The sequence below is a fragment of the Aureisphaera galaxeae genome (assembly GCF_028561275.1).
Taxonomy (GTDB): domain Bacteria; phylum Bacteroidota; class Bacteroidia; order Flavobacteriales; family Flavobacteriaceae; genus Aureisphaera; species Aureisphaera galaxeae.
The window spans coordinates 64,222-75,987 of sequence record NZ_JAQQTF010000010.1; the positions used below are offsets into that span (position 1 = coordinate 64,222).

Here is an 11,766-nt window from a genome sequence, read left to right on the forward strand (position 1 = left end):
CATGCTAAACTTTAAGAAATATTGTGTTAATGAATATAAAAGGATTTTTAATCTAGAGTATGAAAGTTCCGAACTGAAAAAATCTGAGGATAAACGGAAATTTGCACAGAAAAAAGCAATAAAAACAGCTTCAATTAATGCAATGAAATCGTTTCCAAAGGTGGAACCTTCAGATATCTGGAAAACCATTTATCTTTCTCATGTTAATAATTTCTCAGGTATTATTGATCAGGAAATAATTAAGAAGGTAATATCAGCTGATAACAGTTGGAAAAAATCTAGTGGACATGCATTTGAAGAAATGATTAGAGATATTGGGAATTTGCATTTAAGCAACCATGGTATTAAGATTTTACTGCAAAAAGAACTAAGTTATGAGTTACATAACGACAACATTATTAATGAGGTTCGCGATATAAGTTGGTTAAATGAACAAATTAGTACAAGTATTTTTGATCTTTATCTTGCAATAGAAAGAGAAGAAGGATTCCTAATTTTTGGATGCATTCAATCAAAAACTTCTATTAGGGACAGGGTTACAAGGGACAGAGAGCCCTCTATCAATGCAATGAAAGCATTTTTTGTTTCTTTTGCAATTGTCTTGGATGGCGACTTCATGAGATTACCAAAATTTAAAAATATGGTGAATGGTAATAGCCCCGAATTTAAAATAAATGGTTGGCATGGAATGTACATATTGACAAATTCTGATATTGAAAACGATCGCATTAAAGCCATTGATATAAATATGGAATCTTTTGTTAAAGATTGTGTAACTAGTTCAGAATATTGGATTAACCACAGACAATGGTTAGATTACAGCTGGAGACCTTAACTAGATTAGATTTACAAATTTTCTCTTTGTCAAATTAGACTCCGTGGAGCTTTATTAATTTCTTCAATCTAGCACCTACCTCTCCAAATCACCAGGGCCCTTGTAAAGTACTCAGTTAAGCTAAAACTATGTTATGCAAAGTTCTTTAAATAAGAACTGGATTGCTCATCAAAATAATTACCAACTTCAAAAAAATGGCTTTTCTCCTACACAAAACCGAAAACAAAATCGTCTTTTTCCATTAATTCTTGAGTATTGATCGATTTCGTTGAAATAACCATGACCAAAACCGTTTATTAAATTAAGAGGGTAAACGAATATACTACCTACCATCGTTTATAGTAAAAACTCTCATTATGGAAGCGATAATTGGCGAAAGGCAATTATGATGACATTCCCCACTTCTATCGATGTATAGGAAACTATAACCAATAGAACTTATGAAATCAACCTTTTTTATTGCAATCGCTTTTCTATGTACTACCGTGGCCTTTTCGCAAGGGGGCTTCCGTATTGGACTCAATGGGGGATTTCCCGCTGGGGATGAGGGCGAATTTGCTTCCTTCGTGGCCAATCTGGAAGTAGACCATGACTGGGCCGTTACCGATAACATTAATGTAGGAGCCAGTGCCGGTATTACCGTATTCTCGGGTAAGGAAGAATTCAACGACTTTAAGTATGCGCCCCTTGTTGTTTCTGGTGATATTACCGTAGTCGATGCCTTATCACTAGGTGCCGACGTAGGCTATGGTATTTCCTTGGAAGAAAATATAGACGGTGCCCTCATATATCGATTCGTGGGTCGCTACGGAATTACCGATTCTTTAGATGCCTCGGCACGCTTTGCCTCCTTCGATGGGGATTTTGGAACACTTTCCAACTTCACCTTCGGGATAGGTTACCGATTCTAATAATGCTTTTGTTTGATTAAGGCCCGAAATGTGCTCCCTCATTGGATGACCGTTCTTACTAAATCCATAAGGGGGTTTCAGCTTTAGGAATGGTGTATTCTATGTTCATTTCGGGTCTTTTTTATCCATATCTTTAGGTATCAAAAAAAGATGCCTTGTACCAGATTACTTCAGAAATTTCACTTCGGCCAATAACACTTGAGGATCATTCAAAACTGGCAGACCTCATGCAGGAAATCTATCCTCCGGCTTACCACCACCTTTGGGAAGACGACGGGAAATGGTACCTCGACAATCAATATTCAAAAGAAAATCTTCAAAAGGAACTGAAAGAAGCTCATACGCACTACTTTTTTGTGGATTTTAATGACGCTACCTCAGGGATTCTGCGATACATAACCCATTCTTCTTGGCCCGGAGAGGGCGCGGAAGATTCGGTAAAATTACATCGTATCTACCTACATCCGAATACGCATGGTAAAGGCGTGGGAAAAACGGTTTTTATATGGGTAGAAGAACAGGCCAAAACCATACAAGCTGCTTCCATCCGCTTGGAAGTCATGGACACTCAAACCCAAGCCATTCGCTTCTATGAAAAAATGGGATACGAAGTATTTGGCACCCGAAAATTGGTACTCCCCGGACTTCACGAACACCTTCAAGGAATGCTCTATATGGAAAAGGAACTAGTCTCGAATTAACGGTAAGGTAGAACAACGCAACAGCCCTTCTTGCTTGGCAATTTCAGCATAGGGAACTTCTTCTACGGTAAATCCTTGCTCACGTAACCATGTATTTAACCGGGTGAAATTTTGTTCGGAAATCACTACATCTTCAGCAATAGAAAACACATTGCTGTTCATATCGAACATCTCTTCCTTCGAAATGTGAAAACAGTTCTCTTCCCCAAAATAATCGACCAACCACTGGTATTCGTCCTCTTCTAAAAAGCCTTCTTTGTGAATGATGCATTTTCCTTTCCCTAAGGGTTGAAAACAACAATCCAAATGCAAGGCATTGTCATGTGCCACAGTGTTGGATTTACGAAGGTTAAAGGGTTTTACGGTTTTGTTCGGAAAAGCCTCCTTAAGACATTCCACCGCCTTTATATTGGTGCGGGCAGTAATATAATCCGGATAGTCATCTCCGTAGTAGGTCCCCACAAAAATGTATTCGTTCCAAGGCATAACATCTCCGCCTTCCACATGGGCTTCTTCGGGGAATTGAATTACCTTTTCAGGATCCATTTGATCGATCACAAACTGAATCGCATTGATCTCCTCTTCCCTATCGGGTAAAATATTGGCCCGAACGAACTTGTCCTCGATTACAAACCCAATATCGCGTGCAAAAATCTGATTACAATCGTCTATAATTTCTGGGCGGAATACCTTTACGTCGTATTTGGCAAATACAGTAGCGACAGCTTCCATTTCGGAGATCATATCTTTTTCTTGGGGGTACGTCCCTGATTGTATGTGCATTGCACTTTTGGGGTCGTACGCATCTTCTAGTTTGGGGGTTGGACCACTGCTTACAGCCGTACCAAGTACTACGGCACGTAGGCGGGATACCTCATCGTTGACGTTAAGTTGTAGCATGCGCAAATATAAAAAAGAATGTTGGGTAGTTAGCCCTTAAATTGACAACCATTCAGTTCTAAAAAGAGGGAATACCATAATTTGGAAAGAGATCATATTGGGGCCAATCATTAACGTTCATCTTCCCAATCAATTTTTTTAGCTCATTGTGGATGGACCCTATACCTGATTTCGCTCTGTTTAACAGTATAACATACGAAATATCATCGGTTCTTCTATGGTATACCATCGCATTGGTGGTGGAAGAAGAACCATCCTTGCGATAGGCATCATTGTATATTCTAAGACCAGAATTCTTTAGAAATATCTCGACTTCGGTAGCATTGAGCACAGGGTTTATCACATTAGAATGCAAACTCGCCAACACTTTGGCCATATCGGGAGCGGAAAACACCCAACCGCCACTAGATAGAGTGAGATAGTAATTCCTGCCATCATACGCCCGAGATGTTATTCTATCGTCCCAGCTAAAGGCACTTTGCACAATTTCTATATTGCCGGGTTGATATTGTACTTCGCCTTCATGATCGCCCCCTGCTCTTCCAATATCGGGACGAGTGACGCCTAAAGGTTCCAGAATTTTGCTTTTCACAAAATCCTCATAGGGCATTCCGCTTTCCTGTTCTATCAACTGTCCTAATAAAGTGTATCCCAGATTGCTGTAACTACGTTTCGATCCTGGGACATGATTCTTTAACATACGCCGCATACGGCACCATTTTCTTTTTTCGGCCAAGGAAATGGGTAGCTTAACCTTTAGACTCCTTGCGATTTTTTCGCTAATTCCATGATCCCAATGAAACCCTGAAGTTTGATTGATTACGTGGGAGATCTTAATATCGTCATATCCTCTATTCAGATTTTCCGAATTCTCGGTGGGAATATAGTTTTTCAGGAAATCGTCGGTATCCAAACCTTCTTTTTCCATCACCCGCATTGCCATGGCGGTAATGAATTTGGACACGCTTGCAGTTCGGTATTGACTGGTAGGCTGGGTAACGGGATAGTCTTCTGAAGCATTGGTGTACCCCCTACAATGCACCAACCTTCCTTTGTACACTACCGCCAAACTGCCCGCATGTACATTGTTAGCCTCCATGGTTTTCTTCATAGCATCATCCCATTTTTTAAAGGAAGGATACTCAGTTCCCATCATAGTAAACTTTCGGGGTAATTCGTCAAAATGCTTTCGTAGAATCAGAGCGTATTGTACTGTATTTCCATCGTCGTATGCCTGTATTCTGAAAGGATACAATCCTCTACTAGCGGCATCATTAATTTTTGCTTGTAAAGTATCCTTATCAGGGCACATCCAAGTTTCTGAAGGTCCCATAAATGCATTGGTATATACAGCGGAAAATTTATCCCCTATGCTTCTGCAAACAATGGATGGGTACGCCTTGTGAATGTTATGGGCCTCTTGGCGATTTCTGAAATTGTCATAGTTTTCGGTTAAGCCATACTCCCAAAACAAGGATTGGGTATTAGGTGCCATAATATAGGCATATACAGGCGCCTTTTCGGAACCGTACTGACAAATATCTATAGGAATATACTTGTTTTTTCGAGCGGTCTTTATCACTTCCTCGATGGAAGGATACTGACTTTGCACCCCAGGACGTACTGCCACATACTCCGCATAACTGGACGGGGCACCTGGTTTCTTTTTCCGGAAAGTGCCAGAAAAAATGGCATTTTTAGGATCTGAACCTGAGACACTGATGCTAAAAGGTTCGTATCCTTTGCCATCATATGAAGTTGCAGTTTTTATATAGGCATCTACTCCCTTTCTTGTTACAGAAAGGAATTTAATCTTACTATTTTGTACCCATACACCCGCATATCGCAATCGGTTTCCTTCTCCATAGACCGATTTACAAACCATTGCATATCCTTTGGCCTTGAGCTCCTTGTATTTCCCGGATTGATACTGTTTTTCCTTATCGTAATAATAGATGATATGTTGCCCATCTACGGCACCTTCACCATAGTCAATTTCTCTATATGCTGAATCTCCCTTCTTAAAAAAGATGGGTTCCGCCTTAAATTTTCTCCCCATGACGACAGATTTAAAATACTGATATACAATTTACTAAAAACATTTCAATGAAAATAAGGCATAAAAAAGAGGCGGATAAAATCCGCCTCCAGTGTCAGCCTGTCTTTTTGTAAAGAGCTAAAACAGTGGGGATGTTTTAACAGGCCTTACATACTATATGCCTAATTGCATTTCGGTTCAGGAAACATATCAGCATTTTGTATGTACGTTGTCTACCAAATGCTCCTCAATTCCCCACTGTAATCATCGGTATCGTATGCTGTTTTAATACCATCGCTACATCCTACAATACACCCCTAGGATGATTCGACTGGTGTTTTACTTTGGCGCCGATCATCTTTTCCACATGTATCAAAAACAGTTTAGACGATCTAAAAAGAAATGCGGGGGTAACGATTTCATAGATCTATTATTAGATTAGTGATTTGGCTTGATAAAAGTAGGTAGTGAAAATAGGAAATGAGTGCTGAGACTTACAAATTGTAAGAATCAGGACTCATGGTGTTTCTCACATTGCGATCGATATGAACCCGGTGTTTGGCCTGTAAGCTTCTTAAAAGCCGCATAAAATGCCGATTTGGAGTTGAAACCGGCCTCCAAGGCAATGGAAAGCATATCGTACTGTCGAAAAGCTTCCGTTTCCAACATTTCCTTGGCATGGGCCACTCGATAACTATTCAAATAATCATTAAAGTGCATATGCGCATGCGAATTAATTACTTTGGAAAGGTAATTTGGACTTATGGAAATCTCTTCGGCCAGTAGTGGAAGATCCAAATGTGGATTCAAATACTTTTTCTCTACACGCATCAACACCTCAATCTTCTGAAAGTGCTTTAAGGTGCTTGGATCTTCTTTTTCCATAGGAGCAAATTCCGGATCGAAGGTTTTACTCTTACTGAATTGGTTCAAAGCATGGCGCTCTTTTAAAATATCGGTTTGTCGGAATCCCGTGTAGCCTATGTAGATAATCAAAGTTGAAAAACCAAACCAAGTGGGCAGGTAGGCGTAATTTCCCCAATTGTAGATGCTCACTGCATCGAAGAGAAAGGAAATGAGCCAAAGAATGCAAAGACCCAGCCCCATTCCTAATACTCGTTTTATCCATCCCGTATGCGAAACCACCTGATCGTATTTTTTATCTCTGTTTTGCCGTTCGAAACTGCGAACGATCCCATAACACCATAATGCCAAGATGAACGCATACGACAGTGTAATGACTTCCTCTACCTTAAAAACCGAAAAATACTTATGATACGCCACTTTGTAGGGAATCTCATTGATGACCACGTCCAATTTCATCCACAGGTACACCACCATAAAGATCCAAAAGGGTACGAATAGCCAAAACTTTCTTTTTTGAATTTTCCCTTCCCATCCCAAAAAGTGCATCGCAAAAAGCAGGAATAAAGGGCCCGGTAACAATTGATACGGCAAGAAGGTAAGTAGGAGATAAGGATAAAAATAAGTAGGCTTAATAAACACCATCCATAGTTGTAAAATAACCATGCTGACAAAAATCATGTACCAAGCCAAATACCGTATAGAAGTATGCATTTGCTTGGATTGAAGCAAAGCGCGTACACCCCATACGAGTGATACAACTACAAGTAGTAGTAACGTAAGGCTTAAAAATTGGTTAGGCACGCCCAAATATAGCAGAAAAAAGAAAAGAAACGCACAAAAAAACGCCCAACAATGTGGGCGTCTTATTTATTGATATACAGCGTATTATCTAAAATCGATATCCTTGAATGGGCGAAGGTTTTCGCCAATGTAAATTTGTCGAGGACGACCAATGGGTTCTTTGCGCAAACGCATCTCTCTCCATTGGGCAATCCAACCCGGTAAACGGCCCAATGCAAACATGGCAGTAAACATCTCTACCGGAATTCCCATTGCTCGATAGATGATCCCCGAATAGAAATCTACATTTGGGTATAATCTTCTGTCTACGAAGTACTGATCTTCCAAGGCTTCTTTTTCCAATCCCTTAGCAATATCCAATACAGGATCTTCAACCCCTAAATCCTTTAATACGTCATCGGCGGCTACCTTAATGATCTTTGCCCTAGGATCAAAGTTTTTATACACTCTGTGCCCAAAACCCATTAATCGGAATGGATCGCTCTTATCTTTGGCCTTGGCCATATACTTTTTGGTATCTCCCCCATCTTCCTTAATACCTTCCAACATTTCAATTACTGCTTGGTTGGCCCCACCGTGTAATGGCCCCCAAAGTGCATTGATCCCTGCAGAAATAGAAGCAAACAACCCTGCATGCGAAGATCCTACGATACGTACGGTAGAAGTAGAACAGTTTTGCTCATGATCGGCATGAAGAATCAATAATTTGTCCAACGCATCCACCACCACTTTGTTAGGAGAATATTCTCCATCGGGTTTTTTGAACATCATTTTCAAGAAATTATCTACATACCCAAGTGTGTTATCTCCATAGTCCAACGGCAATCCCACTCTTTTTCTATACGCCCATGCAGTTAACACTGGGAATTTACCCATAATTCGCACAATGGCATTGTACATTTCCTCTTCGCTGTCTACATTGACGGAAGAAGGGTTAAAAGCGATTAGAGCACTCGTAAGGGAGGACAATACTCCCATTGGGTGGGCGGCTTTTGGAAAGCCATCCAAAATCTTTTTTACATCCTCGTCTACATGTGATTGCTCACGAATATCCGAATGGAATTTCTGTAACTGCTCTTGGTTGGGCAGTTCACCAAAAATCAAAAGATAGGCCACTTCCAAAAAGTCGGCCTTTTCGGCTAAGTCTTCAATAGCATACCCGCGGTAACGAAGAATTCCTTCTTCCCCATTCAAAAAGGTAATGGCGCTCTCACACGAACCCGTATTCTTATAACCAGGGTCTATGGTCACCACACCTCCCGTGCCCCCCCTAAGGGTTTTGATATCGATGGCCAGTTCATTTTCTGTACCTTCGATGATAGGGAATTCATACTTCTCACCGTTGATTTCAAGGGTCGCGTTCTTCGACATAGTTTAATTTGATTTTTTGTTGAATTTTAAAAGATTAGCACAAACTTGCAGTAGCTCTTTGCGCTTACTGCGAAATTACGAAAAATTGGACGATTTTTTTAACATTTCATTACTCAACTTGGGTTAAAAAAACCTTAATTAATGAATAAAGGAAAATGAACCGCTTCCCTAGATTTTACGGCATGAAAAAATGCCTGCCCCAAAGCTAGGAACAGGCATTTCACTTTCACGTATATTCCCTTATATTTTGAATGCGCTTCTACCCGGATAATAGGCCGTTTCGTGCAATTCTTCTTCAATTCTTAATAACTGATTGTATTTTGCCATACGATCACTTCGAGACGCAGAACCTGTCTTAATCTGTCCTGTGTTCAATGCCACGGCAAGATCGGCAATGGTATTGTCTTCGGTTTCTCCACTTCGGTGGGACATAACGGATGTATACCCTGCATTGTGCGCCATATTTACGGCGGCAATGGTTTCAGACAAGGTTCCAATTTGGTTCACCTTGATTAGAATGGAATTGGCAATTCCCTCATTAATACCACGGGACAAACGCTCTACATTGGTTACAAACAAATCGTCTCCTACTAATTGTACTTTATCCCCTACCTTATCGGTTAGGTATTTCCAGCCTTCCCAGTCGTTTTCGTCCATACCGTCTTCAATAGAGATAATTGGGTATTTTTCAGACAATTCGGCCAAGTAATCGGCTTGCTCTTGGGAGGTACGTACCATTCCCTTGTCGCCTTCGAATTTTGTGTAATCGTATTTCCCGTCTACGTAGAATTCGGCAGCAGCACAATCCAACGCGATCATTACTTCATCTCCCAACTTATAACCCGCTTTTTCGGTAGCCAAGGCAATAGTATCCAATGCATCTTCGGTACCTTCCAATTCGGGAGCGAATCCACCTTCATCTCCTACAGCGGTACTCAAACCGCGATCGTGCAATACTTTCTTCAGGTTGTGGAAAATCTCGGATCCCATTTTCATTGCATGGGTAAAACTTTCCGCTTTAACAGGCATCACCATGAATTCCTGAAAAGCAATGGGTGCATCACTATGCGAGCCTCCATTAATAATGTTCATCATAGGAACGGGTAAGGTCTTAGCACTCACACCACCTACATAACGGAACAAGGAGATTCCCAATTCATTAGCTGCAGCTTTGGCCACTGCCAAAGACACTCCTAAAATGGCATTGGCTCCTAATTTCGATTTGTTGGGGGTACCGTCCAAATCGATCATGATCTTATCGATTCCTTCCTGTTCAAAAACAGAAACGCCCAAAAGGGTTCCGGCAATCTTTCCATTCACGTTTTCTACGGCTTGCAATACACCTTTGCCCATATAATCGTCTCCACCATCGCGTAATTCTACGGCTTCGTGTTCACCCGTAGAGGCTCCTGAAGGAACAGCGGCTCTTCCTACCACTCCGCTTTCGGTAATGACGTCTACTTCTACAGTAGGGTTACCTCGTGAATCGAATATTTGCCTCGCATGGATGTCGATAATAATGCTCATAATTTGTGTTTTATTTGGTTGGGTGAAGATACAAATTGTACTTTTTAAAACGGGTCGAAAACAGGAACAAACGCCCTGTTTTCACACTAAATCGTTTTCGAAAGCTCCATTAAAAAAAGCCCAACTTAATGGGCCTTTTCCAATTTTGCATTTTTTATGTTTTCCAAGAACTGATCGAACAAATAGGTCGCATCGTGTGGTCCTGGACTTGCTTCTGGGTGATATTGCACCGAGAAGACAGGTTTTCCTTTTAATCGGATTCCCGCTACCGTATGGTCATTTAAATGAACATGGGTAATTTCTACGTCGCCATGCGCTTCGGTTTCCTCTCGGTTAATGGCAAATCCGTGGTTCTGGGAAGTGATTTCCCCTTTCCCCGTTAATAAATTCTTGATCGGGTGATTAATCCCACGGTGTCCGTTGTGCATTTTATAGGTAGAAATGCCATTGGCCAAAGCCAATACCTGATGCCCAAGACAAATTCCGAATAGGGGTGCTCCCGTTTGCAAGATGTCCTTTGCTGTTGCAATGGATTGTGTTAACGGTTCTGGATCCCCAGGACCATTGCTCAAGAAATATCCATCAGGATTAAAAGTGGCCATTTCCTCATAGGTAGTATCGTATGGGAATACCTTGATGTAACAATCCCTTTCTGCCAGATGGCGAAGGATATTTTTCTTAATCCCAATATCCAGAGCAGAAATCTTGTAGGTGGCGTTTTCGTCCCCAAAGAAATAAGGTTCTTTGGTAGACACCTTGCTCGCCAACTCCAATCCGTTCATATCGGGCACTTCCGCCAATTGCTTCTTTAAACCGTCTATGTTATCCACATCGGTAGAAATAACAGCGTTCATGGCACCATGATCTCGGATATAACTCACTAGGGCGCGAGTATCCACATCGCTAATGGCCAGTAGATTGTTCTTATCCAAAAAGGATTCTAACGAATCGTCTGCCGAATAGCGCGAATGGTGATAACTGAAGTTTCTACAGATAAGACCAGCGATTTTAACGCTATCGGACTCTACTTCGTCAACATTGGTCCCGTAGTTCCCGATGTGGGCATTGGTGGTGACCATTAACTGACCAAAGTAAGAGGGGTCGGTAAAGATTTCCTGATAACCGGTCATTCCGGTGTTGAAACAAACTTCTCCAAAAGCGGAGCCTTCTTTTCCCCCAACGGCTTTCCCATAGAAGATGGTACCGTCTGCCAAAAGTATGAGGGCTTTTTTACGTGTTTGGTATTTCATATTCAGAACAAAAGTTTTGCAAAAATAGTTCAAAAAAAGGGATAAACTTTAAAAGCTTATCCCTTTGTTATTCACATTAGAAAAATTCAATTTATTCTTCTTCTTTTTTGACTTCCGTTGTCGCTGCTGGAGCGGCCGGTTTAGCACCTCCACGACGGCTACGACGTGTTGATTTCTTTTTAGCCGGCTTACCTGCATTGTACAACTCATTATAGTCTACCAATTCGATCATCGCCATTTCTGCATTATCCCCAAGACGATTCCCTAACTTAATGATTCGGGTGTATCCTCCTGGACGATCTCCTACCTTTACAGCCACATCCCTGAACAATTCGGTTACAGCTTGCTTTTGGCGTAATCTACTGAAAACGATACGACGGTTGTGCGTAGTGTCTTCTTTGGACTTAGTTACTAAAGGCTCAACGAATTTCTTAAGGGCCTTCGCTTTTGCCACAGTGGTATTGATTCTTTTGTGCTCGATCAATGAGCAAGCCATATTGGCTAGCATCGCCTTTCTGTGGGCTGCCTTTCTTCCTAAGTGGTTGAATTTTTTTCCGTGTCTCAT

10 protein-coding genes are annotated in these 11,766 nt (G+C 41.2%); 3 read left to right on the plus strand and 7 right to left on the minus strand.

Features of this window, described 5'->3' with window-relative positions; translation table 11 throughout:
* Window position 1: 1 nt before the first annotated feature.
* From POV27_RS15905 to POV27_RS15915, 3 genes are all read left to right on the plus strand, one after another.
* Entirely contained in the window at window positions 2–835 is an 834-nt protein-coding gene (locus POV27_RS15905; RefSeq protein ID WP_272863783.1) for a BsaWI family type II restriction enzyme, read from the plus strand.
* Window positions 836–1,275: 440 nt separating this feature from the next.
* On the plus strand, window positions 1,276–1,746 hold the full coding sequence (locus tag POV27_RS15910) for a hypothetical protein (protein WP_272863784.1): 471 nt from the start codon (window positions 1,276–1,278) through the stop codon (window positions 1,744–1,746).
* 155 nt (window positions 1,747–1,901) lie between these two features.
* Window positions 1,902–2,447, plus strand: a complete 546-nt coding sequence (locus POV27_RS15915) for a GNAT family N-acetyltransferase (RefSeq protein WP_272863785.1) — start codon at window positions 1,902–1,904, stop codon at window positions 2,445–2,447.
* On the opposite strand, the gene POV27_RS15920 is transcribed toward POV27_RS15915, so the two are convergent.
* The 7 genes from POV27_RS15920 to rplQ all read right to left on the minus strand — a co-directional run bounded on the left by POV27_RS15920 (window position 2,433) and on the right by rplQ (window position 11,766).
* Window positions 2,433–3,347, minus strand: coding sequence for a dimethylarginine dimethylaminohydrolase family protein (locus POV27_RS15920; RefSeq protein ID WP_272863786.1), 915 nt, complete (start codon window positions 3,345–3,347; stop codon window positions 2,433–2,435). The two genes, POV27_RS15915 and POV27_RS15920, sit on opposite strands and share 15 nt — an antisense overlap.
* A gap of 58 nt (window positions 3,348–3,405) precedes the next feature.
* The gene (locus tag POV27_RS15925) at window positions 3,406–5,406 is read right to left on the minus strand and encodes a serine hydrolase (protein WP_272863787.1); all 2,001 of its coding nucleotides are present in this window, start codon (window positions 5,404–5,406) and stop codon (window positions 3,406–3,408) included.
* A 489-nt stretch (window positions 5,407–5,895) separates the two neighbouring features.
* Complete coding sequence (locus POV27_RS15930; RefSeq protein WP_272863788.1) at window positions 5,896–6,915, minus strand: helix-turn-helix domain-containing protein; 1,020 nt, start codon at window positions 6,913–6,915, stop codon at window positions 5,896–5,898.
* 222 nt (window positions 6,916–7,137) lie between these two features.
* Window positions 7,138–8,424 (minus strand): citrate synthase, encoded by a 1,287-nt coding sequence (locus POV27_RS15935; protein WP_272863789.1) that lies wholly within the window; start codon window positions 8,422–8,424, stop codon window positions 7,138–7,140.
* A 240-nt stretch (window positions 8,425–8,664) separates the two neighbouring features.
* On the minus strand, window positions 8,665–9,951 hold the full coding sequence (gene eno, locus POV27_RS15940) for a phosphopyruvate hydratase (RefSeq protein WP_272863790.1): 1,287 nt from the start codon (window positions 9,949–9,951) through the stop codon (window positions 8,665–8,667).
* A gap of 125 nt (window positions 9,952–10,076) precedes the next feature.
* Window positions 10,077–11,201 carry a glutamine-hydrolyzing carbamoyl-phosphate synthase small subunit gene (gene carA / locus POV27_RS15945; RefSeq protein ID WP_272863791.1) on the minus strand — a complete coding sequence of 375 codons (1,125 nt, stop codon included), beginning with the start codon at window positions 11,199–11,201 and terminating at the stop codon, window positions 10,077–10,079.
* Window positions 11,202–11,292: 91 nt separating this feature from the next.
* Entirely contained in the window at window positions 11,293–11,766 is a 474-nt protein-coding gene (gene rplQ, locus POV27_RS15950; RefSeq protein ID WP_272863792.1) for a 50S ribosomal protein L17, read from the minus strand.

What these genes read in the sequence shown, in the direction of transcription:
- POV27_RS15905 (WP_272863783.1), top strand. Translation starts at nt 2, where the DNA reads ATGCTAAACTTTAAGAAATATTGTGTTAATGAATATAAAAGGATTTTT.
- POV27_RS15910 (WP_272863784.1), top strand. Translation starts at nt 1,276, where the DNA reads ATGAAATCAACCTTTTTTATTGCAATCGCTTTTCTATGTACTACCGTG.
- POV27_RS15920 (WP_272863786.1), bottom strand. Translation starts at nt 3,347, where the DNA reads ATGCTACAACTTAACGTCAACGATGAGGTATCCCGCCTACGTGCCGTA.
- POV27_RS15925 (WP_272863787.1), bottom strand. Translation starts at nt 5,406, where the DNA reads ATGGGGAGAAAATTTAAGGCGGAACCCATCTTTTTTAAGAAGGGAGAT.
- POV27_RS15930 (WP_272863788.1), bottom strand. Translation starts at nt 6,915, where the DNA reads ATGGTTATTTTACAACTATGGATGGTGTTTATTAAGCCTACTTATTTT.
- POV27_RS15935 (WP_272863789.1), bottom strand. Translation starts at nt 8,424, where the DNA reads ATGTCGAAGAACGCGACCCTTGAAATCAACGGTGAGAAGTATGAATTC.
- eno (WP_272863790.1), bottom strand. Translation starts at nt 9,951, where the DNA reads ATGAGCATTATTATCGACATCCATGCGAGGCAAATATTCGATTCACGA.
- carA (WP_272863791.1), bottom strand. Translation starts at nt 11,201, where the DNA reads ATGAAATACCAAACACGTAAAAAAGCCCTCATACTTTTGGCAGACGGT.
- rplQ (WP_272863792.1), bottom strand. Translation starts at nt 11,766, where the DNA reads ATGAGACACGGAAAAAAATTCAACCACTTAGGAAGAAAGGCAGCCCAC.